At 68.7% G+C, this 26,168-nt stretch carries 26 protein-coding genes; 14 read left to right on the forward strand and 12 right to left on the reverse strand.

All coding sequences use genetic code 11. The features are described from left to right. Positions 1 to 90 precede the first annotated feature (90 nt). Positions 91 to 789, forward strand: a complete 699-nt coding sequence (locus BJ972_RS03455) for an exonuclease domain-containing protein (RefSeq protein WP_129174221.1) — start codon at positions 91 to 93, stop codon at positions 787 to 789. A 75-nt stretch (positions 790 to 864) separates the two neighbouring features. On the opposite strand, the gene BJ972_RS03460 is transcribed toward BJ972_RS03455, so the two are convergent. The 3 genes from BJ972_RS03460 to glgA form a co-directional block, all read right to left on the reverse strand. After that, the gene (locus BJ972_RS03460) at positions 865 to 1,113 is read right to left on the reverse strand and encodes a type B 50S ribosomal protein L31 (protein WP_129174223.1); all 249 of its coding nucleotides are present in this window, start codon (positions 1,111 to 1,113) and stop codon (positions 865 to 867) included. A 115-nt stretch (positions 1,114 to 1,228) separates the two neighbouring features. Further along, positions 1,229 to 2,014 carry an ABC transporter ATP-binding protein gene (locus tag BJ972_RS03465; protein WP_129174225.1) on the reverse strand — a complete coding sequence of 262 codons (786 nt, stop codon included), beginning with the start codon at positions 2,012 to 2,014 and terminating at the stop codon, positions 1,229 to 1,231. 49 nt (positions 2,015 to 2,063) lie between these two features. Further along, a complete protein-coding gene (gene glgA, locus BJ972_RS03470) occupies positions 2,064 to 3,248 on the reverse strand; it encodes a glycogen synthase (RefSeq protein WP_129174227.1) in 1,185 nt (394 codons plus the stop codon). A gap of 76 nt (positions 3,249 to 3,324) precedes the next feature. On the opposite strand from glgA, the gene glgC reads away from it, so the two are divergent. Then, positions 3,325 to 4,572 (forward strand): glucose-1-phosphate adenylyltransferase, encoded by a 1,248-nt coding sequence (gene glgC, locus BJ972_RS03475; protein WP_129174229.1) that lies wholly within the window; start codon positions 3,325 to 3,327, stop codon positions 4,570 to 4,572. Further along, on the forward strand, positions 4,569 to 5,213 hold the full coding sequence (serB, locus tag BJ972_RS03480; protein WP_129174231.1) for a phosphoserine phosphatase SerB: 645 nt from the start codon (positions 4,569 to 4,571) through the stop codon (positions 5,211 to 5,213). Before glgC ends, serB begins: the two co-directional genes overlap by 4 nt. Positions 5,214 to 5,232: 19 nt before the next feature. Here the strand turns inward: serB and fabG are convergent, their stop codons facing one another. Beyond that, positions 5,233 to 5,943 (reverse strand): 3-oxoacyl-ACP reductase FabG, encoded by a 711-nt coding sequence (fabG, locus tag BJ972_RS03485; protein WP_129174233.1) that lies wholly within the window; start codon positions 5,941 to 5,943, stop codon positions 5,233 to 5,235. 121 nt (positions 5,944 to 6,064) lie between these two features. Here fabG and BJ972_RS03490 point away from each other — a divergent pair, with 121 nt between their 5' ends. Both BJ972_RS03490 and BJ972_RS03495 read left to right on the forward strand, forming a co-directional pair. After that, on the forward strand, positions 6,065 to 6,370 hold the full coding sequence (locus BJ972_RS03490) for a DUF3099 domain-containing protein (protein WP_129174235.1): 306 nt from the start codon (positions 6,065 to 6,067) through the stop codon (positions 6,368 to 6,370). Then, positions 6,367 to 6,579: a hypothetical protein gene (locus BJ972_RS03495; RefSeq protein ID WP_129174237.1), complete on the forward strand. Its 213-nt coding sequence runs from the start codon at positions 6,367 to 6,369 to the stop codon at positions 6,577 to 6,579. The genes BJ972_RS03490 and BJ972_RS03495 overlap by 4 nt, the downstream gene beginning before the upstream one ends. Before the next feature lie 25 nt (positions 6,580 to 6,604). Here BJ972_RS03495 and BJ972_RS03500 read toward each other — a convergent pair whose 3' ends face one another. Next, positions 6,605 to 8,203, reverse strand: a complete 1,599-nt coding sequence (locus BJ972_RS03500) for an ABC-F family ATP-binding cassette domain-containing protein (protein ID WP_129174239.1) — start codon at positions 8,201 to 8,203, stop codon at positions 6,605 to 6,607. Between the two features lie 138 nt (positions 8,204 to 8,341). Here BJ972_RS03500 and BJ972_RS03505 point away from each other — a divergent pair, with 138 nt between their 5' ends. Together BJ972_RS03505 and BJ972_RS03510 are read left to right on the forward strand one after the other, a co-directional pair. Next, a complete protein-coding gene (locus BJ972_RS03505) occupies positions 8,342 to 9,436 on the forward strand; it encodes a winged helix DNA-binding domain-containing protein (protein WP_129174241.1) in 1,095 nt (364 codons plus the stop codon). Next, positions 9,433 to 10,101, forward strand: a complete 669-nt coding sequence (locus BJ972_RS03510) for a TMEM175 family protein (protein ID WP_129174243.1) — start codon at positions 9,433 to 9,435, stop codon at positions 10,099 to 10,101. Before BJ972_RS03505 ends, BJ972_RS03510 begins: the two co-directional genes overlap by 4 nt. Here the strand turns inward: BJ972_RS03510 and BJ972_RS03515 are convergent. Together BJ972_RS03515 and BJ972_RS03520 are read right to left on the reverse strand one after the other, a co-directional pair. Next, the gene (locus tag BJ972_RS03515) at positions 10,064 to 10,627 is read right to left on the reverse strand and encodes a YceI family protein (protein ID WP_129174245.1); all 564 of its coding nucleotides are present in this window, start codon (positions 10,625 to 10,627) and stop codon (positions 10,064 to 10,066) included. The two genes, BJ972_RS03510 and BJ972_RS03515, sit on opposite strands and share 38 nt — an antisense overlap. Before the next feature lie 93 nt (positions 10,628 to 10,720). Continuing rightward, positions 10,721 to 11,884, reverse strand: a complete 1,164-nt coding sequence (locus BJ972_RS03520; RefSeq protein WP_129174247.1) for a glycoside hydrolase family 3 N-terminal domain-containing protein — start codon at positions 11,882 to 11,884, stop codon at positions 10,721 to 10,723. A gap of 82 nt (positions 11,885 to 11,966) precedes the next feature. On the opposite strand from BJ972_RS03520, the gene BJ972_RS17095 reads away from it, so the two are divergent. The 6 genes from BJ972_RS17095 (at position 11,967) to BJ972_RS03550 (ending at position 17,987) form a co-directional block, all read left to right on the forward strand. Then, a complete protein-coding gene (locus BJ972_RS17095) occupies positions 11,967 to 13,121 on the forward strand; it encodes an aggregation-promoting factor C-terminal-like domain-containing protein (protein WP_241830782.1) in 1,155 nt (384 codons plus the stop codon). Continuing rightward, positions 13,121 to 13,918, forward strand: a complete 798-nt coding sequence (locus tag BJ972_RS03530) for an oxygenase MpaB family protein (RefSeq protein WP_129174249.1) — start codon at positions 13,121 to 13,123, stop codon at positions 13,916 to 13,918. The genes BJ972_RS17095 and BJ972_RS03530 overlap by 1 nt, the downstream gene beginning before the upstream one ends. A gap of 48 nt (positions 13,919 to 13,966) precedes the next feature. Next, entirely contained in the window at positions 13,967 to 14,449 is a 483-nt protein-coding gene (locus tag BJ972_RS03535; RefSeq protein WP_129174251.1) for an Lrp/AsnC family transcriptional regulator, read from the forward strand. A gap of 135 nt (positions 14,450 to 14,584) precedes the next feature. After that, on the forward strand, positions 14,585 to 15,694 hold the full coding sequence (gene pdhA, locus BJ972_RS03540) for a pyruvate dehydrogenase (acetyl-transferring) E1 component subunit alpha (protein WP_129174253.1): 1,110 nt from the start codon (positions 14,585 to 14,587) through the stop codon (positions 15,692 to 15,694). Beyond that, positions 15,691 to 16,671 (forward strand): alpha-ketoacid dehydrogenase subunit beta, encoded by a 981-nt coding sequence (locus BJ972_RS03545; RefSeq protein ID WP_129174255.1) that lies wholly within the window; start codon positions 15,691 to 15,693, stop codon positions 16,669 to 16,671. Before pdhA ends, BJ972_RS03545 begins: the two co-directional genes overlap by 4 nt. Then, entirely contained in the window at positions 16,668 to 17,987 is a 1,320-nt protein-coding gene (locus tag BJ972_RS03550; RefSeq protein ID WP_129174256.1) for a dihydrolipoamide acetyltransferase family protein, read from the forward strand. The genes BJ972_RS03545 and BJ972_RS03550 overlap by 4 nt, the downstream gene beginning before the upstream one ends. 3 nt (positions 17,988 to 17,990) lie before the next feature. Here BJ972_RS03550 and BJ972_RS03555 read toward each other — a convergent pair whose 3' ends face one another. From BJ972_RS03555 to BJ972_RS03565, 3 genes are all read right to left on the reverse strand, one after another. Further along, positions 17,991 to 18,473, reverse strand: a complete 483-nt coding sequence (locus tag BJ972_RS03555) for a hypothetical protein (RefSeq protein ID WP_129174257.1) — start codon at positions 18,471 to 18,473, stop codon at positions 17,991 to 17,993. 89 nt (positions 18,474 to 18,562) lie between these two features. Further along, a complete protein-coding gene (locus BJ972_RS03560) occupies positions 18,563 to 19,048 on the reverse strand; it encodes a hypothetical protein (RefSeq protein WP_129174259.1) in 486 nt (161 codons plus the stop codon). A 143-nt stretch (positions 19,049 to 19,191) separates the two neighbouring features. Beyond that, complete coding sequence (locus BJ972_RS03565; RefSeq protein WP_129174261.1) at positions 19,192 to 20,217, reverse strand: TerC family protein; 1,026 nt, start codon at positions 20,215 to 20,217, stop codon at positions 19,192 to 19,194. Between the two features lie 263 nt (positions 20,218 to 20,480). On the opposite strand from BJ972_RS03565, the gene BJ972_RS03570 reads away from it, so the two are divergent. Continuing rightward, complete coding sequence (locus BJ972_RS03570; RefSeq protein ID WP_164989913.1) at positions 20,481 to 23,474, forward strand: DUF2207 domain-containing protein; 2,994 nt, start codon at positions 20,481 to 20,483, stop codon at positions 23,472 to 23,474. A 22-nt stretch (positions 23,475 to 23,496) separates the two neighbouring features. Here the strand turns inward: BJ972_RS03570 and BJ972_RS03575 are convergent, their stop codons facing one another. Both BJ972_RS03575 and BJ972_RS03580 read right to left on the reverse strand, forming a co-directional pair. Next, entirely contained in the window at positions 23,497 to 23,727 is a 231-nt protein-coding gene (locus BJ972_RS03575) for a hypothetical protein (RefSeq protein ID WP_129174265.1), read from the reverse strand. A 127-nt stretch (positions 23,728 to 23,854) separates the two neighbouring features. Next, positions 23,855 to 26,164 (reverse strand): hypothetical protein, encoded by a 2,310-nt coding sequence (locus tag BJ972_RS03580; RefSeq protein ID WP_129174267.1) that lies wholly within the window; start codon positions 26,162 to 26,164, stop codon positions 23,855 to 23,857. Positions 26,165 to 26,168: the final 4 nt, after the last annotated feature.

The raw sequence follows: 26,168 nt of genomic DNA on the forward strand, positions 1-26,168 counted from the left end.
CGAGCGCTCGCTCCGAGACACGGCAACCCGGGCTGCCGACGCGCGGACGAGACGAGCCGCCGTGTCGGACGTCGACCGTAGAGTGAGGCCGTGGATACGACGACCCTCACCTGGACCGACTCTCTGACCGTCTTCGACCTCGAGACGACCGGCATCGATGTCGAGACCTCTCGCATCGTCACGGCGCACGTGGGCGTGCTCGATCGCGACGGCGTCGTCGTCGAGCGTCGAGACTGGCTCATCGACCCCGGTGTCGAGATCCCCGCCGGAGCGGCCGCGGTCCACGGCATCTCGACCGAGTACGCCGTGTCGCATGGGGCACCGGCGCGCGAGTCGATCGCCGACATCATCGAGACGCTGCGTTCGGCGCTCGTGGTGGGCCGCCCCCTCGTGGCCTACAACGCTCCGTACGACCTGACCCTGCTCAACAGAGAGGCACGTCGCCATGGGCTCACGCCCCTCGACGCGCCGTCGCCCGTCATCGATCCGCTCGTGCTCGACAAGGCCCTTGATCGTTATCGTCGCGGCAAGCGAACGCTTGAGGTGACGGCCGGCCACTACGGGGTCGTGCTCGAGGGCGCTCACGACGCCGGTGCCGACGCCATCGCGGCCGGGCGGGTCGCCCAGGCCATCGCGCGCGCGTTCCCTGAGGTCGCCTCTCTCGACGGTGCGGCCATCCACGCGCGCCAGGTCGAGTGGAGCCGCGAGCAGGCCGAGAGCTACCAGGCGTGGCGCCGGGCGAACGGCACGCCCGACTTCGTGACGTCGGGCGCCTGGCCCGAGCGCTGACGCTCAGCCCCGGCATCGGCCGGGTACGACGAAGGGCGGAGCGCGATGCGCTCCGCCCTTCGTGGTGAACCTGGCTTAGGCGCCGAAGCCCTTGAAGCGCTGGTTGAACTTCTCGACGCGGCCGGCCGAGTCCATGATGCGCTGCTTGCCCGTGTAGAACGGGTGCGATTCGGACGAGATCTCGACGTCGATCACCGGGTAGGTGACACCGTCGAGGTCGATCGTCTTGTCGCTCGAGACGGTCGAACGGGTGAGGAACGTCGCACCCGAAGCGAGGTCGCGGAAAACCACCGGTGCGTAGTCGGGGTGAATAGCTGCCTTCATCGGACTTCCTAGTTGCTTGAATGAATGGGATCTAACCGCCAGACGGCGAGAAAGCTTTCGGCTACGTGAGCCAGCCACCAATCTTAGCAGAGAGGTCGCCGTGGTGTGGAACGCGTCAGGATGCGCGCGCCGTGTAGCGCCCGTCGCGCTCGGTGAGTTCGATCGGCATGCCGAACGCCTCGCTGAGGGTCTCGGCGGTCAGGGCCTCGGAGAGCGGGCCCGACGCGACGGCCTTGCCGTTCGCGAGGAGGAGCGCGTGGGTGAAGCCGCGCGGGATCTCTTCGACGTGGTGCGTGACCATGACGATCGCGGGCGACGTGTCGGAGCTCGCGTAGCCGCCGAGCAGGGAGACGAGCTCTTCGCGGGCGCCGAGGTCGAGGCTCGCGGCCGGCTCGTCGAGGAGGAGGAGTTCAGGGTCGGTCATGACCGATCGCGCGATCTGCACGCGCTTCTGCTCGCCGTCGCTCAGGGTTCCGAAGCGGCGCTCGGCGAGGTAGTCGAGCTTCCACTCGGCGAGGACGCGGCTCGCGCGCTTGGTGTCGATCTCCTCGTACTCCTCGTTCCAGCGTCCCGTCACCGAGTAGGCGGCGGTGAGGACGACGTTGAGCACCGTCTCGTCACGCGGGATGCGGCGTGCCATCGCGGTGGAGGCGAAACCGATGAGCGGGCGCAGCTCGAAGAGGTCGACCTTGCCGAGCTGCTCCTGCAGCACGCTCGCCGTGCCGGAGGTGGGGTGCAGCGCCGCGGCGGCGATCTGGAGCGTCGTGGTCTTGCCCGCGCCGTTCGGCCCGAGGATGACCCAGCGTTGGTCGGAATCGACCGTCCAAGTGAGGGAATCGAGAATCGCATTCCCCTCGCGGATCACCGAGACATCTTCGAGCTGCAGAACGGTCGTCGCCATTCCTCCATGCTATCGGGAGGCGGAGGGCTGCCCGGCCCGCTCGGAGGTCTCAGCCGAGCAGAGTCGCGTAGATCGCTCGCGTGTCATCGGCGATCCGGCCCCAGCTGAACTCGCGCTCGGCCCGCAGACGCCCCGCGGCACCCCAGCGGGCGGCACGCTCGGTGTCGGAGACGGCCTCGGTGAGTGCTCGCGCGAGGTCTGCGACGAAGCGCTCAGGGTCGATCGGCGTGCCCGTACCGTCATCCACTTGCTCGATGGGTACGAGGATTCCGGTCTCGTCGTCGACGACGACCTCGGGGATGCCGCCCGTCGCCGTGCCGACGACGGGGAGCCCGCACGCCATGGCTTCGAGGTTCACGATGCCGAGCGGCTCGTACACCGACGGGCAGACGAAGACGGTGCCCGCCGTGAGAACGGCGGAGAGTTCGTGGTGGGGCAGGTGCCGTTCGATCCAGACGACTCCCCCGCGCTCCTTCTGGAGCTCTTCGACGAGGCCGCTGACCTCGGCGAGGATCTCGGGGGTGTCGGGCGCTCCGGCGCACAGCACGAGCTGCACGTCGGCGGGGAGCTCGCGAGCCGCGCGCAGCAGGTAGGGAAGACCCTTCTGCCGCGTGATGCGCCCGACGAAGACGATGGCCGGCTTGTCGGGGTCGATTCCGAGCGCACGAACAGCATCCGGGTTGTCGACCGGGCGCCAGCGCTCGAGGTCGATGCCGTTGTAGACGACGTGAACGCGCTCGGGATCGATCGACGGGTAGCTCCGCAGGATGTCGCGTCGCATGCCGCCGCTCACGGCGATGACGGCATCCGCCGCTTCGAACGCGGTCTTCTCGACCCAGCTCGAGACGCGGTAGCCGCCGCCGAGCTGCTCGGCCTTCCACGGCCGGAGAGGCTCGAGGCTGTGCGCCGTGACGACGTGCGGGATGCCGTGCAGGAGCTTCGCGAGGTGCCCGCCCGCATTGGCGTACCACGTGTGCGAGTGCACGATGTCGGCTCCCCCGACATCCGCCGCCATCTCGACGTCGACACCGAGCGTCGTGAGAGCCGGATTGGCCGAGGCCAGGCCGGGCGGCGTGCCGTACGCCGTGACGCCGATCTCCTCGCGCGGAGCGCCGAAGCAGCGCACCTCGACATCGATGTGACGCCGCAGGGCGGTGACCAATTCGGCGACGTGGACTCCCGCGCCTCCGTAGATCTCGGGCGGATATTCGCGGGTGAGCAGATCGACGCGCATGCGGCAACGCTAGCGCACGTTGAGAGCCTGCAGAGAGTTGCTCGTGCAGTCTGATCGGCTGCCCTAGTGTTGTCCCATGGCACCCAGGAAGATCTTCGGCATCGTTCTCGCCGGTGGTGAGGGTAAGCGCCTCATGCCCCTCACTGAAGACCGGGCGAAACCGGCTGTTCCGTTCGGCGGGCAGTACCGGTTGATCGACTTCGCGCTCTCGAATCTCTTGAATTCGGGGCTCCGACAGATCGTCGTCCTCACCCAGTACAAGTCGCACAGTCTCGACCGCCACGTCTCTCAGACGTGGCGCATGAACGGGCTCCTGAACTCGTACGTCGCATCGGTTCCCGCACAGCAGCGACTCGGCAAGCGCTGGTTCTCGGGCTCGGCCGACGCCATCCTGCAGAGCCTCAACCTCATCTACGACGAGCACCCCGACATCATCGTCGTCGTCGGCGCCGACCACGTGTACCGCATGGACTTCGCGCAGATGATCGAGGCGCACATCAACTCGGGCGCCGAGGCGACCGTCGCGGCGATCCGCCAGCCGATCGGCCTCGCCGACCAGTTCGGCGTCATCGAGGTCGACCCCGACGACCCCGAGCGCATCAACCGCTTCCTCGAGAAGCCGAAGGACCCGATCGGTCTGCCCGACGCCCCGCACGAAGTGCTCGCCTCGATGGGCAACTACGTCTTCAATGCTCAGGCCCTCATCGACTCGGTTCTGAGCGACGGGGAGCGCACCGACTCGAGCCACGACATGGGCGGCGACATCATCCCGAGCTTCGTCGAGAAGGGCACGGCCGGCGTCTACGACCTGCGCCGCAACGACGTGCCCGGTTCGACCGACCGCGACCGCTACTACTGGCGCGACGTGGGAACGATCGATTCGTTCTTCGAGGCGCACCAGGACCTCATCTCGGTACTGCCCGTCTTCAACCTCTACAACCGTGAGTGGCCGATCTTCAGCCAGCAGCTCAACTCGCCGCCGGCGAAGTTCACGCGTGACGCGCGCGGTTCGCTCGGCACGATGATCGACTCGATCGTGTCCCTCGGATCCGTCATCTCGGGCGCCCACGTCGAGCGCAGCGTGCTCGGCCCCTGGGCCATCGTGGGCTCGGGAGCGCACGTCGCCGACTCGATCATCTTCGATCGTGCACGCATCGAGGCGGGAGCGACCGTCCGTCGCGCCATCCTCGACAAGGAGGTCGTCGTCGAAGAAGGTGCTCAGATCGGTGTCAATCACGACGTCGACCGTGCGCGCGGCTTCATCGTGACCGACAGCGGCATCACCGTGGTGGGCAAGGGCTCACGCGTGCGCGCACAGGCATGAGCCCGGCGCGTTTCCTCATCGTCCTCGACGTCGACTCGACCCTCATCCGTGACGAGGTGATCGAGCTCCTCGCCGACGTGGCGGGTTCGCGCGAGCTCGTCGCCGACGTGACCGAACGCGCCATGCGCGGTGAGCTCGACTTCGCCGAGAGCCTCCGTGAGCGTGTCGCGACCCTCGCCGGGCTGCCCGAGTCGGTCTTCGACGAGGTCGGTGCGATCATCCGCCCGACCGACGGCGTGCAGGAGATGGTCGATGCCGTCCATACCGCGGGAGGAGCCGTCGGCGTTGTCTCCGGAGGCTTCCACGAGCTGCTCGATCCGCTCGTCGCGCGATTCGGCCTCGACTTCGGTCGCGCCAATCGTCTCGAGATCCAGGACGGGCGGCTCACCGGCCGCGTCGACGGCCCCATCATCGATGCGGCGGCCAAGTCGGCCGCCCTCAGCGAGTGGGCGAGAACCGTGGGCGTACCGCTCTCTCGCACCGTGGCCATCGGTGACGGGGCGAACGATCTCCTCATGATGGAGACCGCCGCCCTCGGAGTCGCCTTCTGCGCGAAACCGCTCGTCCGGCAGCGTGCCGATGTCGTCATCGACTCCCCCGACCTGCGTCAGGTGCTGCCGCTCCTCGGCCTCCCGGCCTGAGCGACCCTCTCGTCTCGGGTCAGTGACCCATGCCGAGGCCGCCGTCGACGGGGATGACCGCGCCCGAGATGTATCCGGCGTCGTCGCCCGCGATCCAGGTCACGACGCGCGCGACCTCCTGCGGCGTCGCGAAGCGCGCGAGCGGGATGTTCGCCTTGTACTCGGCCTGCTGGGCCTCGGGCAGCTCGGCGGTCATGTCGGTCTCGATGAAGCCCGGGGCGATGACGTTGGCCGTGATGTTGCGGGCGCCGAGCTCACGGGTGATCGAGCGCGCGAAGCCGACGAGCGCGGCCTTCGATGCGGCGTAGTTGACCTGCCCGGCCGAGCCGTACAGACCGACGACGCTCGAGATGAGGACGATGCGGCCGAAGCGCGCCTTGAGCATGCCCTTCGAGGCGCGCTTGACGACGCGGAAGGCACCCGTGAGGTTGGTGTCGACGACGGTCTCGAAATCCTCTTCCGTCATCCGGAGGAGAAGGGTGTCGCGCGTGACGCCCGCGTTCGCGACGAGCACCTCGATCGGGCCGAGTTCGGCTTCGACGATCGAGAAGGCCGCATCGATCGATGCGGAGTCGGTGACGTCGGCGCGCACCGTGAGGCTTCCCTCGGGGCCTTCTCCGGATCGCGCCGTCACGGCCACCCGGTGTCCCTGGGCGACGAACTCGCTCGCGATGGCGAACCCGATCCCGCGGTTGCCTCCGGTGACGAGGACGGTACGGCTCTCCGACATGTGTGCTCCGTTCAGTGCGGGGCCTGCGCGGGCCCATGACAGCATATCGAGAGCGCCTTCGCAGCCGAGGCGACGTAGGCTGGAGACACCAGAATCTCTGGGCTCCGAGCTGGGTCAGGGTATGAAACACCACTCCATCACGTCGCTGCCGGCATCGCCGGACGATGAGCGACGCTCCCGCATGATCAAGTACACGATCGCGATGTCGATCCGTGTGCTCTGCATCTTCGGGTTGCTGTTCGCGAAGGGCTGGTGGCTCGCGATCTTCGCGGCCGGAGCGATCTTCCTCCCCTACTTCGCGGTCATCGTCGCGAACGTCGATTCGAAGCGACGTGGAGCCGATGTCGAGCGCCCCGGCGCCATCGTGCGGTTGGACAACGGCGACGCCGTGCCCGGTCCGCGTCGGGACGACGAGGACGACGCGTGATCGGCGGTGAACTGACTCGGCCGACGTGTTCTCGCGCGAACTGCCGAGAGGCGGCGACATGGCGCATCGAGTGGTCGAATCCGAAGATCCACACCGACGGCCGCACCAAGACCTGGCTCGCGTGCGACGAGCACGTCGAGTACCTGAACGGCTTCCTCACGTCGCGATCGTTCCCGGTCGCCGTCACGGCGATGGATGACGCGGACTGAGCGACAAGTCGTCGCTCGCCCGTGACTAGGCGAGCTCGATGAGCTCCTGGTACTCGCGGCTCCAGTGGTCTTCGGTTCCGTCGGGCATGATGAGCACGCGCTCGGGGTTCAGCGCTTCGACGGCACCCGGGTCGTGCGAGACGAGCACGACGGCTCCTTCGTAGTGCGCGAGCGCGTCGAGGATCTCGGCGCGGCTCGCGGGGTCGAGGTTGTTCGTCGGCTCGTCGAGGAGGAGGACGTTCGCACCCGACACCACGATCATGGCGAGGGCGAGTCGCGTCTTCTCGCCGCCCGAGAGCACCCCGGCGGGCTTGTGCGCATCATCGCCCGTGAAGAGGAACGAGCCGAGCACCTTGCGCGCTTCGGTCTCGGTGAGGCTCGGCGACGACGAGACCATGTTCTCGAGCACCGAACGCTTGACGTCGATCGTCTCGTGCTCCTGCGCGTAGTAGCCGATGCGGAGACCGTGACCGGGCTCGATGACGCCCGTGTCGGGCTTGTCCGCGCCGCCGAGGATACGGAGGAGCGTCGTCTTTCCTGCACCGTTCAGGCCGATGATGACGACCTTCGAGCCGCGGTCGATCGCGAGGTCGACGGCCGTGAAGATCTCGAGCGAGCCATAGCTCTTCGACAGGTCACTCGCCTGGAGCGGCGTGCGACCGCAGGCCGCGGGCGTCGGGAACCGGAGCTTCGCGACGCGATCGACGGCACGCACTTCGTCGAGGCCGGCGAGGAGCTTCTCGGCGCGAGCCACCATCTGGTGCGCGGCGGCGGCCTTCGAGGCCTTCGCGCCGAAGCGTGCGGCCTGCATCTGCAGGGCACCGGCCTTCTTCTCGGCGTTCGAGCGCTCCTTCTTGCGGCGATCTTCGTCGGCCGCGCGCTGACGCTGGTAGTTCTTCCAGTTCATGTTGTAGATGTCGATGACCGAACGGTTCGCGTCGAGGTAGAAGACGCGGTTGACCGTCTCGCCGACGAGTTCGACGTCGTGGCTGATGACGATGACGCCGCCCTTGTACGTCTTCAGGAACTCGCGCAGCCAGACGACGGAGTCGGCGTCGAGGTGGTTGGTCGGCTCGTCGAGGATCATCGTCGAGGCGTCGGAGAAGAGGATGCGGGCGAGTTCGATGCGGCGGCGCTGACCGCCCGAGAGCGTCTTCAGCTGCTGATCGAGGATCCGGTCGGGAAGGTTCAGGTTCGACGCGATCGACGCCGCCTCGGCCTCGGCCGCGTACCCGCCGAGCGCCGTGAAGCGATCGGTCAGGTTGCCGTAGCGCTTCATGGCCTTCTCGGCGACCTTCGGGTCGTCGCTCGCCATCGCGACGGAGGCCTCGCGCATGCCCTCGACGAGTTCGCCGAGACCGCGTGCGTTCAGGATGCGCGTACGTGCGAGCTCGTCGGGGTCTCCCGAGCGGGGGTCCTGCGGCAGGTACCCGATCTCACCGGAACGGTCGATGCGCCCGTTGCTCGGCAGCGTCTCGCCGGCGAGCGTCTTCGTCAGGGTGGTCTTGCCGGCGCCGTTGCGGCCCACGAGGCCGATCTTGTCGCCGTCGGAGACGCGGAACGCGACGTTCTCCATCAGTACGCGTGCGCCGACGCGGATCTCGAGATCGTGAACGGCGAGCACGGCGGATTCCTTTGGAAGAGAGTGGGGTGGTGGGAGGGCGCCGAAAAGGCGCGACGTCACAGTCTACGGGTTCCCGGGTGCGAGGATGCCGGGAGCGAGGTACTGGCACGAGCCGGTCGTCGCGGCCAGAATCGACACATGCCCGCGCCCGACGAACGTCTCCGTGCCGAACGAGTGCACTCGCACGCTGTCGTCGACCGGCTCGCGACTCCCCTCGCGGCCGTCGAGCGCATGTTCGCGCTGCAGGCACAGGATCTGCCCGCGGCGCTCTGGGCGGTGGGGTCACGGACGGGCGGATCGGACGTCGCCGACGTTCGCGCGCTCATCGACTCCGGTTCCGTCGTGCGATCGTGGCCCATGCGCGGCACCCTCCATCTGCTGCCCGCGGGCGATCTCGCCTGGATCCTGGGGTTGACCGCGGACCGCGTCCTGAGGAGCGGAAGCGCGGTCTACGCGCGGGAGGGTATCGACGATCACGTGATCGGTCGCGCCGCCGCGTCGGCCGAAGCGGCCCTCGAGGGCGGTCGCTCGCTCTCGCGGGCCGAGATGCACGACGTGTGGACCACGGCCGGCATCGACGTGAGCGGTCAGCGCGGGTACCACCTCATCGTCATCCTCTCCCTGCGGGGGCTGCTCTGCTGGGGTCCGCTCGAGGGGCGGGCCCAACGACTCGTCCTCTCCCGCGAGTGGACGCCGCCATCGACGAGACGACAACTCGACGGAGACGCCGCCCTCGGCGAGTTCTTCACGCGCTATCTCGCGGGCCACGCCCCGGCATCCCTAGCGGACTTCGCGTGGTGGACGGGACTGACGCTCGGCCATGCCCGGCGCGCCCTCGCCGAGGCACGGCATCGTGTCGAGCAGCTCTCCCACCGCGACGTCGAGCTGTGGCGACTGCGTGACGTCGCGCCGCCGCCCGAGACGACCTCCGGCGTGCTCGCCCTCGCGGCCTTCGACGAGTATTTCCTCGGCTACCGCGACCGGAGTCTCGTGTGCGATCCGGCTCACGCCGCCGCCGTCATCCCGGGCGGCAACGGCGTGTTCCAGCCCGTCATCGTGCGCGGCGGGCGCGTCATCGGCACGTGGGCGCGGAGCGGCACGCCGAGTGCTCCCACCGTGACGGCGAGACCGTTCACGACGCTCGCGGCTCGCGACCGTCGTGCTCTCGCCCGCGACATCCGCCGCTGGGCCGACTTCCACGGCACCACCGCGACCCTCGAGGAGAACGCATGATCAGGCTCCGCTCCACCCGACGACCGGACGAGGTCTCGACCCGACGTGTCGAGGCGTTCAGCGACGGTGTCTTCGCGATCGCCGCGACGATCCTCGTGCTCGACCTCACGACGTCCGACTTCGGCACGATCTCGTCGAGCGCCGATCTCTGGCACGCGATCGTCGGCAACAGCTCGGTCGTCATCAGCTTCCTGATCAGCTTCCTCTTGATCTGTCTGCTGTGGATGCTGCACTCGGCGAGCTTCGAGTACGTCGAGCGCGTCGACTCGACAGCCCTGTGGCTGAACACGGGCAGGCTCCTGGCCGTCGTGCTCATCCCGTTCACGACGACGATCGCCAATCAGTACGAGGATGTCGCGCTCGGGCGCATGGCCCTGCCGATCAACTTCCTCTTCGCCCTCATCATGAGCGCCGCGCAGGTCTGGTACCTGACGTCGCCGAAGCGCTCGCTGACCGAGGAGGGATACGACGAACGGCGACGACGCGACTCGCGATCGGGGGCCGTTTCGGCCCTCTCGGTCGGAGTCGTCGTCGTCGCCGCGTCACCGTGGCTCGGATCGATCGCCTTCGCGGGGTTCCTGTTCACCCCGCTCGTCGATCGTCTCGCCCGGCGTGTGCTCGGCGGGGTCAGTCCTGCTGAAGAGCAGCCTGGAGCTCGAGGGTGATGGTCACGTCGTCGCCGAGGAGCACTCCGCCGGTCTCGAGAGCCGCGTTGTAGGTGAGGCCGAAGTCTTCGCGCTTCACGACGGTCTTCGCCGTGGCGCCGCCCTTGTAGTTGCCGTAGGGGTCTCCGCCGAAGCCGCCGAACTCGAAGTCGAACGTGACGGGCTTCGTGACGCCGCGGATGGTGAGGTCGCCGTCGACGAGGAAGTCGCCCTTCTCGATGCGGACGCCCGTCGAGACGAAGTCGATCGTCGGGTAGGTCTCGGCGTCGAAGAAGTCACCGGTGCGGAGGTGTGCGTCGCGGTTCGGCTCGTTCGTGTTGATCGAAGCAACCTCGGCCTTCGCCGTCACCGTCGTCTCGAGCGGGTTCTCGGGGGTCACGAAGGTGGCCTCGAAGCGCTCGAACTTGCCGCGCACCTTGCTGATCATGAGGTGACGGAGGCTGAATCCGACCTCGCTGTGCGTGGGGTCGATGGTCCAGGTTCCGACGCGGTAGCCCGGGATGTCGACGGTGGTGGTCTCGCTCATAGGTGTTCTCTCCTCAATGCTGGATGCACGTTCATGGATGCAAACGCATGGAAGACGCGAGCTTATTCCGCATCCGCCGAGAAAAGTTTCGGACTAGCCGCCGAGCGCGAAACGCAGGCAGAGCAGGCGGTCGACGGACGCATCGATCGCGTCCTCGGAGATCCGGCCCGAGTCGATCGCGGCGGCGACGGATGACACGAGCGCATCGAGATCGATGTCGACGTCTCCGGGGTCGGCGGGGAGGACGTAGACGAGCATGTCGTTGCCCGCGGCGATGGCACGGATGGCGTTCTCGACGGGATCGGCGAACTCGGCGAGGCCGTTGCGCTGAAGCATGAGCATGTCGTCGGTGATCGTGACGCCCGTGAACTCGAGTTCGTCGCGCAGGATGTTGTGCCAGGCCGCCGAGAGCGATGCCGGCGCGGAGTCGACCGCGGGATAGGCGACGTGAGCGGTCATGACGAGAGGCGCGCCCGCCGCGATGCCCGCAGCGAACGGCACGGCGTCGGTCGCACGCCACTCGTCGAGTGACGCGCCGGCCACCGGGATCGACGAGTGCGAGTCGCCCGGTGCCCCGCCGTGGCCGGGGAAGTGCTTGAGGGTGCTGTACACATGGCCCGACTCGGCCTGCACCGCGCGCGTGACGCGATCGGCGGCGGAGGCGGGGTCGTGACCGAGCACGCGGTAGTAGATGAAGGAAGAGGGGTCGGCCGTGACGTCGGCGACGATGCCGAAGTTGACGGAGAGCCCCGCGCTCTCGAGGAGCTCCGAGCGTGCGGTGAACGCCTCCGTCGTCAGCTCGGGCGCCGAGTCGGCGAGTGTGCTGCCGGCCGGGAGCTCGTCCCACGGGAGTCGCGTGACGTCGCCGCCCTCCTCGTCGATGCCGAGGAGCAGCGGGAAGATCTCGTCGGAACTGAGCGCCGAGGTGAACGCGCGCACCTCCTCCTCGGAGGATCCGATGTTGTCGCCCATGAGGATGAGACCGCCCGGCTGCACGTGATCGGCGAACTCGCGGACGGGCGCCGGGTCGGTTCCGGGGTAGTGCAGCATGAGCATCGAGCGGATCTTCTGCTCGAGCGTCATCGCTTCGAGTCGCTCATCGACGGCGAGGCGCACGGGGTCGATCGCGGTCGCCGTCGGCACCGCATCGGGGGTGGCTTCGGAGGTCGGTGTCGGCCGCGTCGACGACGGCGAGCAGCCGCACAGCACGACGAGAGAGGCCGCGAGCACGGCCATCGCACCCGCTCGGCGAACCATGGGTCGGAGTCTACCGAGTGAACCTGAGGCGGGCGCGCCCTCCCCACGGCACCGGGCGCGCGGGTTAAGCTCGCTGTTCGGGATGACGGAGGAGATCGTGCGCTCGATATCGACAGCTCGTGCTGCGGCGTTCACTGCCGCCGCCGCACTCGCGATGACGGTGCTCCTCGCGCCCCCTGCCGCCGCGGCCGACTACCCCTCGTGGGACGAGGTCGAAGCCGCTCGTGCCGACGTCGGCGCTCGCGAGACGGAGGCGACGCGCATCGAAGCGAGCCTGGCAGGTCTCGAAACCGAGTCGGGACGACTCGGAAACGAGGCGGTCGCCGCAAGCGCCGCGGCCGAGAGCGCTCGCGTGCTCGCCGCCAACGCCCGCGACCGTGCCGACCGGCTGGCGACCTCCGTCCGTGAGGCGGAGGCGACGGCCGCCACCGCGGGCGAACAGCTCGGCCGCCTGGGCGCACAGCTCTACCGGTCGACGGGCCGCTCGCTGACCGCTCAGGTGATGTTCTCCTCGGGCGACTCGAGCACTCTCCTGCGGCGGCTCGAGTTCTCCTCGCGCGTCGGTGAGACCCTCTCCGTCATCGAGGCCCGCGCGACGGCCGAACGCGAGAGCGCACGATTGCTCGCCGCTCAGGCCGATGTCGCCGAGACCGAACGCGACCGGCTCGCCACCGAGGCCGAGGCCGCCCGTGATGCCGCCGTCGCGGCCGAGGCGGCGGCTGAGGATCGCCTCGAGGCAGAGCGCGCGGCCGCCGACGTGCTCTACGCGCAGCTCGCGTACCTCAGGGACACGTCGGCCGCGCTCGAACGCGAGTACCGCGAGGGAGAAGCGGCGCGCGCGGCCTACGAGGACCAGGAGGACAACTCCGAGGGCTCCGGAGGCGGCGGCAACGGCGGCATCACCGCTCCCCCGCCGTCGGGCGTCGTCTCGGATCCCGACGGTGCGCGCGCGTACGCCGCCGGCGCCGTGGCCGCTCGAGGCTGGGGCGGCGACCAGTACGACTGCCTCGTGTGGCTCTGGAACCGCGAGTCGGGATGGCGCGCGGACGCGTACAACCCCTCGAGCGGAGCGTACGGGATCCCCCAGTCGCTGCCCGGTGACAAGATGGCATCGGCCGGAGCCGACTGGCGTACCAACGCGGCGACGCAGATCGAGTGGGGACTCGGCTACATCGCGAACCGCTACGGATCGCCGTGCGGCGCCTGGGACCACTCCGAACGTTTCAACTGGTACTGATGCCGCGCTCCGACGTCGGCGCTCGCGCCGAAGCCTCTCCCCTCGGCCGTGAAGTACTGCTCCTCCTCGGAGGCGCCCGAGCCATCCTGCTCCAGATCGCCGACCCCGCGATCGGTCACGGTGTCGCAGCGCACAGCGACTTCGTGGGTCGGCCGATGGATCGTCTGCGCGCCACACTCGAGTTCGTCTACGTCGTGATCAACGGCACGCCCGAGCAAGCCGCCCGCGTCGCCCGTCGGGTGAATCGAGCGCACGGGCCCGTGCGTCGCACCGAGGGCGAGCCGACCTACTCGGCCTTCGATCCCGCACTCCAGCTGTGGGTCGCCGCGACGATCTACGACACGGCGGTCACGGTCACCGAGACCGTGTTCGGTCGGCTCGCCGACAGCGACGCCGACGCCCTCTACCGGGACTACGCCCTGCTCGGCAGTGCGCTGCAGATGCCCGACGACCTGTGGCCCGCCGATCGCGCCGCCTTCGCCGAGTACTGGCACGAGCGTCTCGCCGAGCTCCGGGTGGACGACACCGTGCGGGGTGTCGCCCGCAGCCTCCTCGTCGAGGCGCGACTGCCGCTCGCCCTGCGTCCGCTGCGCCCTCTCCTCAGAATCATGACGACGGGGCTCCTCCCCCCGAGCGTCCGCCCGCTGTTCGGTCTGCGCTGGACGGCACGCGCCGACGCCGTGTTCACCGCGTGGATCCGCGTCATCCGCTTCGTCTATCCGCTCCTGCCGGCGTTCGTGCGTGAAGCTCCGCTTCGGGCGGCGCTTCGACGAGCGGGTTCGGAGAGTCGCGCTTAGTCTGGAGGCGGCACACCGATGTGCCGCAGGTGATCGGCGAGGACGGCGATGAGAGACAACGGTGAAGCGACGCTCGACGGGATCGATCGGAAGATCGTGGCCGAACTCAGTCGCGACGGACGGCTCTCGGTCCGCGCCATCGCCGAACGGGTCCACGTCTCACGCACGGCCGCCCACAACCGTATGCAGAGCCTCGTCGCGCGCGGCGTCATCACGGGATTCGGGGCCCACGTCGATCGCGCCGCCATCGGCCTCCACGTCACGGCGCTCGTCGTCGTGAGGATCGCCGACGTGTCGTGGGAACGCATCGCGGCCGATCTGGCGAAGCTGCCGTTCGTCGAGAAGGTGCAGGCCGTGAGCGGCGACATCGACATCATCCTGACCGTGTCGGCTCCGGACCACGAGCAACTGAGCCAGGCGATCCTGCGGAACATCCACGACATGCCGGGGGTCGCGTCGACGCGATCGCACCTCGTCCTCGAGGAGATCACGGGGCACGCGCCCGCCCAGACCCTCGACATCTGGAGCTGATCGGCGAGGACGCATGGCACGCACCGGTGGCCTCGCGCCGGACGGATGGTTCGGGCTCGGTGCGATGCGCGCCGAACGTTCCCGATGCCCATCCGCCTCATCGATCAGCGCACTCGGGTGACGCACGATGAGGACATGAGTCTCAACGTCGAGAGCTCCGAGAGCCGCACGCTCCCCACGCTCACCCCCCTCCGCCTGCTCGACAACGCCGGTCACGCGATCCGGAGCGAGGATGCCGGCGGCTTCGCGCTCCCCGAACCGGAGATCCTCCGCGACATCTACCGTCGGATGGTCGTCGCACGCCGGTTCGACGTGCAGGTGACGGCCCTCACTCGGCAGGGGCGACTCGCGACGTACCCGTCCGCGTTCGGCCAGGAGGCCTGCGAGATCGGTGCGGTCGCGGCTCTCGACGCCACCGATTGGCTCTTCCCGACGTATCGCGACTCGATCGCCCTCCTGACGCGCGGAGTCGCTCCGGCTGAGATCCTCTCGCAGTTCCGGGGCGACTGGCACTCGGGCTACGACCCGCGGGCGCACCGCATCGCGCCGCTCGCGACACCGCTCGCCACCCAGGCGCTCCACGCCGTCGGTCTCGGCCACGCCGCGCGCCTCCGCCGTGACCCGATCGTCGCGCTCACCTTCCTCGGAGACGGCGCGACGAGCGAAGGCGACGCGCACGAGGCGTTCAACTTCGCTGCGGTCTGGCAGGCGCCCACGGTTTTCGTCGTACAGAACAACCAGTTCGCGATCAGCGTGCCGCTCGAGCGACAGACGCGCGCCGCGACCCTCGCGGACAAGGCCGTCGGCTATGGGATGCCGGGCTACCACGTCGACGGGAACGACGTCGCCGCGATGTACGCGGTCACCCGCCACGCGGTCGAACGCGCTCGGAACGGCGGCGGCCCGACCCTCGTCGAGGGGCTCACCTACCGCATCGAGGCGCACACGACGACCGACGACCCGACGCGGTACCGGGAGTCGCGCGACGTCGAGCACTGGAAGCGCAGAGACCCCATCGAGCGCCTCGAGAAGTACCTCGTGTCGGACGGGCTCCTGGGCGACGAGGAGCGCTCGAGCATCGCGGACGAAGCCGAGGCGCTCGCGGCCGACACCCGCCGGACGATGAACGTCGAGGCGGACCACGACCCGCTCGAACTCTTCGAGCACGTCTACGCGACGCGTCGTGTCGCACTCGGCGAGCAGCGTGCATTCCTCGCCGACGAGCGGGATCGAGCGGCGCGATGACGACGACCTCGATGGCGGGTGCACTGACGACCGCTCTCCGCGACGCGATGGCAGCCGACGAACGCGTCGTCGTCTACGGCGAGGACGTCGGGCCGCTCGGTGGCGTGTTCCGCGTGACCGATGGACTGCAGGCCGAGTTCGGCTCCGACCGGATCTGGGATTCGCCGCTCGCGGAATCGGGCATCGTCGGCACCGCCGTCGGCATGGCCCTCTACGGTCTGCGCCCCGTCGTCGAGATGCAGTTCGATGCATTCAGCTACCCCGCGTTCGAGCAGATCGTCTCGCACGTCGCCAAGATGCGGAACCGCACCCGCGGCCGGGTCGGCATGCCCCTCGTCATCCGCATCCCGTGCTCGGGAGACATCGGGGGCGTCGAACACCACTCCGACTCCTCCGAGGCGTACTGGACGGCCACGCCCGGGCTGACGGTCGTCACCCCGTCGAACCCCGCCGACGCCTACTCGATGCTGCGCGAAGCGATCGACAGTGACGATCCGATCATCTTCCTCGAGCCGAAGAGCCGCTACTGGATGCGCGCCGACGTCGAGTTCCCCGCACGACAGACCTCCTTCGATCGCGCGCACGTCGTCCGGGAGGGTGACGACGTCACTCTGCTCGCCTACGGCCCGACCGTGGCGACGGCGCTCGCCGCAGCCGACCAGGCCGCGGCCGACGGTCTCTCGATCGAGGTCGTCGACCTCCGCTCGCTCTCGCCCTTCGACGACGAGACGGTCGGCGCCTCCGTGCGGAAGACCTCCCGAGCGGCCGTCATCCACGAGGCGGCGCAGTTCGGCGGCTACGGCGCTGAAGTGGCGGCGCGCGTGACCGAGCGGAACTTCTTCCACCTGTCGGCGCCCGTGCTGCGCATCACGGGATTCGACGTGCCGTATCCGTCGCCGAAGCTCGAGGAGTACTTCCTGCCGACGGCCGAACGCGTGCTCGATGCGATCGAGACGTGGCAGTGGGAGGCGCGATGAGTGAGACGTTCCTGCTCCCCGACCTCGGCGAAGGGCTCACCGAGGCGACCGTCGTGACGTGGCTCGTCGAGGCCGGCGACGTCGTCACGGTCGATCAGCCGATCGTCGAGGTCGAGTCGGCCAAATCCGTCGTGCAGCTCCCGTGCCCGCACGCGGGTCGCGTCGAGCGCCTCGGCGCCGCCATCGGTGACGTCATCCACGAGGGCGATGTGCTCGTCGAGATCGATGCGGCGACCGGAGAGACGGCTGTCGCCGAGTCATCCCCCGCCTCACCGGACGGCGACGCGTCGGGCGCCGTCCTCATCGGCTACGGAACGCGGGCGAAGACGGCATCGGCGCGATCGGGCCGCCGATTCGGACGAACGACGGAGCCCGTCACCGAAGCGGCGCCTCGGTCTACCGGCATGCCGCTCGACCCCGACCGTCGCTCCCCCGTCGTCTCTCCGCTCGTCCGTCGCCTCGCTCGCGAGAACGGCTTCGAGGCGTCGCAGCTCCTCGGTTCCGGCGCCGACAACCTCGTGATGCGTCGCGACGTCGAGGCCGTCGTCTCCGCACGCGAGGCGACCGCGCGCGCCTCGGACACCGCACCGACGGATGACGCCCCGACACGTACTTCTGCGCCCGGTGCCGACCGCCGCGAGGCGCTCGAACCGCTTCGTCGAGCAGCAGCGGACCATTTCGCACGCTCGCGCCGCGAGATACCCGAGGCGACGATCTGGCTCGATGTCGATGCGTCACCGCTCCTCGCCGCACGAGACGAGATCCAGGCGGCGACGGGAGAACGGTTCGGCCTGACGGCGCTGCTCGCCCGTTTCGCGATCGCGGGCCTCGTGAGGCACCCCGTGCTCAACGCGTCGTTCGACAGCGAGAGGTCCGAGATCGTTCACCACGATCACGTGAACCTCGGCATCGCGGCTCAGACGCCCCGGGGGCTCATGGTGCCCGTCGTGCGTGGGGCCGGCGAGCTCTCGCTCCGCGATCTCGCGCACGGCATCGACGGAGCAGTGAGTGCCGCGCGCGCCGCATCGGCGCCGGCGGACGCCTTCCGCGGCGGCACGTTCACGCTCAACAACTTCGGTTCCCTCGGCGTCGACGGTTCGGCGGCGATCATCAATCACCCCGAGGTCGCGATACTCGGTATCGGCCGCTTCGTCGAGAGGCCCTGGGTCGTCGAGGGAGCGATCTGCGTCCGCACGGTCGTCGAGCTGTCGTTCGTCTTCGACCACCGCGTGTGCGATGGTCAGGTCGCCGCCGACTTCCTCACGTTCGTCGGCCGATGCATCGAGCGCCCCGTCGCGCTAATCGCCGAGATCTGATCTCTAGAAGAACTCGTCGGGCGTTCCCGCTGCGCGCTCGACGTCGCGCGTGCTGATACCCGATGTGGTGAGCTTCGAGACGGCCAGACGCAGCCCCGATTCCATCTGGGCGGCCCACGCGTCCGACTCGCGTGCCGAGGCCTCAGCGGCGAGTGCTCGTTCCTCGGCGAGTTCGGCGGCGGAACGCGCCGACCTGACCTGACCGATGGCGAGCGTGATGCCGTAGTACGCGGCGACGATCGTGACGATGGGGGCCGCGATCACGGCGAGAGCGACGACTCCGTCGGCTCCGCTCCCGAAGGCGATGAAGATCAGGAAGGCGAGGAACAGGGCCGTGACGCCGATGATGACGACGAGCATGAAACGGAACTGCTCGGCCGCACCGCGACGCGCCTCGCTCGGAGACACCTCAGGGAGGACCGTGGTCGCCAACGGGTCGATCTCGATGGTGGGTGCCGGCGCGTTCTGCGGGCTCTGTTCGGACATGCGTTCCTCCGCTGGTTCAGGTGGGTGGCCCCAGTCTGAGGGGCACGGGAAGACAGGTCAAGACGACGCGGCGTGCGCCGCGTCACGTGTCAGCGAATGCTCGGGAGCGACGACCTCGACCATGAGCGCACGCGCTCGGGGGTCAGGCGGGCCGAGCGGGCGATCGCCGTCAGTCGTTCGCCGCGATGCGCCGCGGCGATGACCTCACCGCGCAGGGCGACGAGAAGCGCGGCCGCGCCGTCGCGCTCCCCCCGAGCCACCGCTGCCGCATGATGACCCGCGAGCGTCGCGAGGCGCGGATGCTTGACGATCACGAAGCCGTTGCCCACCGCGGCCTCGCGCACCTCGGGGTCGAAGGCGTCGAACTCGACGAGCCCCGCCACGAGTCGCGCGACCACGACGAGTGCGTCGGCCCGGTCGTAGCTCCCGAGCCATTCGGCCGGGCCGTCGTCGTCGTCACGCACGGTCACCCTGACCCACCCGAAGTCCTCCGCGGGGCGTGGCGTCACGCCCTCGCGGAGGATCGACTGGAGCGTCCAGGGCAGGAGGCTCCTCGGTCGTCTGGTCTCAATCATGGGCCGACCCCCGGCGTTCGAGTGCAGAGCGCCGATCGGCCCTCTCAGACTCTGTTTCCGGATAAGCACCGTTTGTTTCAGAGCGGCCGCGTCGGGCGTGACCCCAGTTCGGGGCCACCGGAACAGCCCGCGGACGCGAAGTCCTACTCGGAGATCTCCTTCTCGACCTCTTCCGGCGTCCGGGAGAGCGTGCTCGTCGCCTTGCGGGCGTCGGAGCGGGTCTTGATGAGGCTCGCGACGGTGGCGACGACGATCGTCGCACCGATGAAGGTCAAGGAGAACCAGATCGGGATCTCGGGCGCCCACTCGACGTGCTCACCACCGTTGATGAAGGGCAGCTCGTTGACGTGCAGCGCGTGGAGCACGAGCTTCACGCCGATGAAGGCGAGGATGACGGCCAGGCCCTGTGCGAGGTAGACGAGACGTTCGAGCAGTCCACCGATGAGGAAGAAGAGCTGGCGGAGACCCATGAGGGCGAATGCATTGGCCGTGAAGACGATGTAGGCCTCTTCGGTCAGACCGTAGATCGCCGGGATCGAGTCGAGCGCGAAGACGAGGTCGATGAATCCGATGGCGATGATCGTGAGGAGCATCGGCGTGACCCAGCGGCGACCGTCCTTGACGACCGTGAGCCGGTCGCCGTGGTACTCGTCGGTGACGGGCAGGATGCGGCGCACGAACTTCATGAACCAGCCGTCGGCCGGGTTGCCGCCGTGCCCACCGCGCGCCTGCTGGTAGGCGAGGATCAGGAGGAACGCACCGAAGATGTAGAAGACCCACGAGAAGTTCTCGATGAGGGCGGCGCCGACCGCGATGAAGCCGCCGCGCAGGATGAGCGCGATGACGATGCCGATCATCAGCACCTTCTGCTGGTACTTCTTCGGAACGGCGAAGCCCGTCATGACGATGAGGAAGACGAAGAGGTTGTCGATCGACAGGGCCTTCTCGGTCAGATAGCCGGCGAAGTACTCACCGCCGTAGGTCCAGTCGACGGTGACGCCGATACCGACGCCGAAGAGCAGTGCGAGCCCGATGTAGAAGGCCGACCATCGCGCCGACTCCCCGATCGACGGTTCATGCGGCTTCCGCACGTGCACGAAGAACTCGTATACGAAGAACGCGATCGTGACGGCGATCGTGATGATCCAGACCAGGGGGGTCACATTCAAGGCAGGCTCCAAACCAAGCGCGAACGCATCGACGCAAGGTCTTCTCCATCCCTCGATGAGGGACCGGTCGCCCGGGATGCAACACACATCCGTATTGACGAGCCAACCGTGGCGGAGTACTCCCCTTGGTTCTGCGAATCTAGGGTATCCGCACCTGAACTTCCTGTGAGGATGCCGAGAACGCGTCACCCCGCTCTCCCGACGGCACCGTCGGCGACCGTCACTCGCGCGACCGACTACCGTTGACGGCGGGGGTAGCGAGAGTGACTGGTACTGACGAGACGGGGACGACTGTCCCCGACGACGCCGAACGTATTCCGGACACCCGGCCCCGACCGACGCCGTTGTGGGCGCTGCTTTCGCGGTGGCTCACACGCCTCGAGGCCTGGCTCCGGTCGCACGGCGGCACACCCTTGCGCTACGGCATCCGCGCTGTCTGGGTCACGATCGCGGCGATCGCGGCATTCCTTCTCGTCGGCCCCGTCATCAATCCTCCGCTCAGCCTCGACGACATCACCGAGTCGGCGAGCACGGCGACCGAGACCTGGATCGCGCGCGACTTCGACGCCGACTACACGATCTCGAGAGACGCTGACGGCCGACTGCACGCCGACGTCGTCGAGACGATCACGGCGTTCTTCCCCGACGACGTCGACGAGTCCGGCATCGAGCGCATCCTCGCGACGCAGTACGAGGGGCACGATCTCGCCCCGCGAGGCCTCGAGGTCGAGATCGACGGCACGTCGGTCGAACCGGATGTCCGCTCGACGGCCGACCGTCTGCACATCGAACTCGATACCGGCGAACGGCTGCGGGGTGACCATGAATTCGTCATCCGCTATCGACTGTCGGATCTCGCCTACACCGCGACCGACGACGTCACGGGCGGTCCCGTCGACCTGCTCGAGTGGAGCGTCTTCGGGCCGAGCTGGCCGCAGGCCTTCTCGGCACTGAACGTCAGCGTCACGCTGCCGGACGAACTCGACGAGCTCCTCGTGCGACAGCCCTTCGGGGGCGTGGCGTGGACCCTCGTCAGCGGAGCCGATTGGCTCGACCGTGAGGACGACTCCCCCGCCGGCCAGAACGTCTACGCGTTCTCGGTCGACCAGAACATGCCGCCGTACTCCCTGTCGTGGTTCCGCATGGTGTTCCCCGAGGGCACGTTCACGATGCCGCCGCCCACTCCGCTCTTCATCCTGCAGACGTTCGGGCCGCTCATCCCGCTCGGCATCCTGCTGCTGACGCTTCCGTTCTCGTTGGCGGCGCGCGCCGTCGCGTGGAGCGATGCGCGCGGGCGACCCTGGTACGTCGCTCAGTACGCGCCGCCGAAGAACGTCTCGGCGGCCCAGGCGGCGCAGATCATGCGTCGGCCCCGAACGCGTGAACTCGCCCTCGCCCTCGCGGCCCTCGCCGACTCCTCTCGTAGTCGACGACCGGAGGCCCTCGCTGCCGTCGGTCGTGCCGCTCACCGGACGGGTCGCGTGGGAGATCGATTCCGCGCACGCACCGCGTACTTCTTCGATCGGGCACGCCACGCGCAGATCGCCGACGGCTTCCGCCGCATCCCGCGCGGTTTCGTGCGTGACGGCTTCATCGCCGCGCCCCTCGCGCTCACACTCGTGCAGCTCGCCACGATCCGGCAGCTCTCCCACCAGGAGACGCTCGCGGTCATCTGGTGGCCCGGGCTCTTCGCCCTCGTCTCCTTCGTCATCTCCGCGATCGTGCTCGGCATCGCGCTCTCCGCGCGCCCGCTGACCCGCAAGGGTGCGCTCGCCCGTCAACATCTGCTCGGCGTCGAGGCGTATGCCGATCAGACGTCGATGCTCGACCGCGTCACGATCGACGACGCGCTCCTTCCCTACGCGGTCGTCACGGCCGACCCGCGTGATGCCGGCCGCAGCATCGTCGCCCTCGTCGACCGCGAACTCGGCGAGGGAGCGTCGAGGCGGGGATGGCGGACCGGAGACTTCCTCTCGTGGCCGCGCCTCATCCTCCGCGCCGCGGCGGTGCTCATCGTCGCGGGCGCCATCGCGATGGTCGCTCTCGTGCCGAACCCGTACGAGCGTGTGTCGACCTACGATCGGTACGACTTCGAGTCGCGAGGAACCCTCTACGTGCAGGTCGACAGCGCCGAGGTGGAGGCTCACATCTCTTCCGATGGCGACCGGCCGAGGATCGATGCCACCCTGCGTTTCGGCATCGAGTTCGACGAGGACTCGCGCCGAGTGCCGCAGTTCGCCGTGCCCGTCATGAACGCGATCGACGGACAAGACCTCGGCCTCGTCGTCGACGACGTCTCGATCGATGGCGAATCCGTGCCGTTCGAGGTCACCGAGAACCTCGATGTCTCGACGATCACGACGGTCATGGGCGACGTCCGCGTCGGCGAGGCCGAGGCCGTCGTCACCTATGCCTACACGTCACCCGCCGTCATCGGCGAGGGCTCACCCGTGTCGGGAGAGCAAGGACACCCTGTCGACCGCATCCGCTGGGCCGGCCTCCTCGACGGCTGGGAGAGCGGGTGGACGCACCCCTCCGCTCCCGACCCGGTCACGATCTCCGTGCGCATCGACGACTCGGTGAGCGACCGTGCCCTGAGCTCGGGGTGGCTGCGCGAAGACCCCGACACCGCCGAGGAAGCCCGCGACTGGAAGGACTCGTCGTACGCGTTCGGTACGCTCGACGACGAACTCGGCGCACCCGAGTACCTCACGGAAGTCGAGTACGGCACTCTCGTCGAGAGCCGCGACAGCGCTGACGCGGGGGTCGTGCACACGATGACCGTCACGGAGGGCGAGTACGGCTACCCGACGCGCTCGACGTACTCCGACCTGGGCGTGCTCCTCGAGTTCCCGGAGGGCACCTGGGCGGGCCCTGACGCCGAGGCGCGCGATGCTCAGGCGTTCGCGTGGGCCCTGCCGATCATCGTCGTCACATCGACGGCCGGTCTCGCGATACTCATCGGTGTCATCGCCGTCGGCAGATCCCTCCTCCGCGGCCGCCGGATGACGCAGGGAACGCTGCGCGACGTGTTCTGGTGGCTCGGCCCGGCCGCGGCGATCGCCGCATCGATCGTGTGCGTCTGGGCGACGGGCGACATGCCCGCGAGCTGGGTCGAGGGCGCCATCATGCTCTGGGCGGCGGGGCTCGGCGTGATCGCAGCGATCACCTCATGGGTCGTCGTGCGCCCGCCCGCGCCCGCCGCTCCCCCGTCGGCGTCGAAGCGACCTCAGAACCGCAAGCGCCCGCGGCGCTGATCACTCGCGTACGCGAGATGGCTCACAGCACGTCGGCGATGAGCGCGAGCGTTCCGTCAGGGTCTTCGAGGTGCATGTCGTGATGCACGCCGGCGAAACGCCTGATCTGCCATCCCACCGCCTCGAGCTCGGCGGCCATCGCATCGGAAAGAACCGCGGGCGACTCGTCCGAGAGGACGATCGTCGACGGCACCTCGGGTGCCGCGATCCTGATCGGGTGGAACGCGACGTCGCGGAACACTCCGATCGCCATCGACGCATCGAACAGCTCACGACTCCGCGCAATGACGCTGTGCAGGTCGGTGGCGTTCGCCGGATCCGATGGTCTCCGCGTTGAGCTGCATCGTGCCATTATCCCCGCACGACTCGGTCGGGCGCGGCTACCTCCCGCTCGCCCAGACCGCCTGGCCGGAAGCCGTGTACAGCACGAGATTGCCGTCGTTCTGCATGACGAGTCTGACCGCGCCGCGCCCCGTCGTTCCCGTCGCCCAGATCGCCCGTCCACCCGCGTACGAGACGAGATTGCCGTCGCCCTGCATGGTGAGCGACGCGTTCGCGCCTCGCCTGTCGTTGGCCCAGATCGCGCGGCCGTTGTCGTAGACCACGAGATTGCCGTCGGTCTGCATGACGGCGCGGTACCGGCCGTTGCCCGATTCGAGGTACATGTTCGTCGGTAGCGTCGACACCGCGCCGAGGGTGTCGCCGAAGCTCCCCGAGACGCCGAAGTCGCCACTGACCGTCGAGGCGGACACGTAGCCCGACCTCGAACCGATGACGGTGACCTTGAGCGTGGCCCGGGCATCGGCCGGCGTGAGCGTGTAGCGATCCGCCGTCGCACCAGGGATGGCCGCACCGTTTCGGTACCACTGGAAACGGAACGTCGGCACCGGCTTCCACGTACCGGTGTTGGCGGTGACGACGGCCCCGACGCGGTTGCCTCCCGAGATCCACGGCGTCGCGGTCGTGAACGTCTGCGGCTGCGGGGTGGCGGGCTTCGGGATCGCCTTCTTCGCCGACGTGACGGAGGCCGTCGTGTATCCGCTCTTCGACCCCGTCACGGTGACGGTCAGCGCGCGGCCGAGGTCGGTCTTCGTGATCTTGTACTTCGCCCCCGTCGCGCCGGAGATCACTGCACCGTCGCGCTTCCACTGGTAGGCGAAGGTCACCGGACTCGGCTTCCACGCTCCGGGAGCGGCGGTGAGGATCGCACCTTCGGTGGTCGCACCGGAGATCGTCGGGGTCGCCGTCGTGAGCTTCTGCTGCACGGGCGCCGCGGGCAGGAGCTTCTTCGCCGAGGTGCGTGAGACCGGCGAGTAGCCGCCCTTGGTGCCGGTGACGGTGACAGAGATCTCGCGCTTCGCGTCGGCCGCCGTGACCTTGTAGCTCGCGGCGGTCGCGCCGGCGATGGGAGCGCCCGCGCGATTCCACTGGTAGGCGAGGGACACCGCTCCCGGGCCCCACGCGCCGGGCTTGGCCGTGAGTGTGGTTCCCTGCTGACCCGTGCCGGTGATCGTCGGCGTCGATGCGGTGAGAACGCCGCCGGCCTTCAGTCGGTACTCGAGGCCGTCGGCGATACGGCCGGCTCGCGCGTACACCTCGATGTACGCGTTGCCCGCCGGGGCCGTCGCACTGAACGTCGAACCCGACGAGCACTCCGGGCCACCGAGCTCCTTCGTCTGCAGGATCTTGCCGGCATTGTCGAGGAGTCGCACCCGGTACGGGCGCTCGGTCGCCAGGCTGCACGACGCTACGAAGCTGACCGAGACCACGGTCGCGCTGCCGAGGCTCAGACGGTACACGTCGCAGTCGTAGAAGTTGTTGTTGCAGTCGCCGTTGCCCGTCGCGCCGTACACGACCTGGCCCGCCGCGATCGGCGTCGCGGACTTCGTTGCACCGTTCGGTTCGATCTCGACGACGCGCTTCTCGACCGTCGCCTTCAGCGTGTACGTCTGATTGTTCCAGAGCGGTGTTCCGCCGAAGGACTGAACCCGTGCCGTGAGGGAGATGTACGACACGCCCTTCGGAACCGAGATGAACCTGCCGCGAAGCGGTGCCCCCGTGTAGTCGGAGGAACTGACATCGACTCGGTGGATGCTTCGCCCGCTCGCGTCGAGCACGCGGACCGTGAACGAACCGTCGGTGCCGAGTGTGCTCGCGAACCTCAGGTCGAGCGTGAGCTTGCCGTTCTCGGGCGACGTGATCTTGTAGATATCGCAGTCGTAGAAGTTGTTGTCGCACGTGCCCCGCGGGCCGAATCGACCGGAGAGGGTCGTGCCGAGCGGCAGCACCTGCGCCTGCGCGGTGGTGTTGTTGGGTTCTTGCTCGCCGATGGTGCCCGCGGCGTGTGCCGAGAATGCGTGCTCGGGGGCATCCGTCGGCACCGGAGCATCGCCCTCGACGGCTGCCGGCGTCGGCTGCGGGCTCTCGTCCTCGACCGGTGCAGGAGTCTCGCTCGCGTCGGGAGCGTCTTCGACGGGCGCCTCCGACGGCGGCGCCGACGGATCGCTCACCTCGGGCGCGTCATCCGTCGTCTCGGGTGCCGGGGTTTCGGGTGCCGGGGTTTCGGGTGCCGGGGCCTCGGGCGCCGGGGTCTCGACAGCCGGCTGCACCGACGGCACCGGAACGATCTCCTCAGCGAATGCCGCGACCGGCACACACGAACCGGATACCGCGATCACTGCGGCCGTCATGATC

This window comes from Agromyces atrinae (assembly GCF_013407835.1).
GTDB classification, from domain to species: Bacteria; Actinomycetota; Actinomycetes; order Actinomycetales; family Microbacteriaceae; genus Agromyces; species Agromyces atrinae.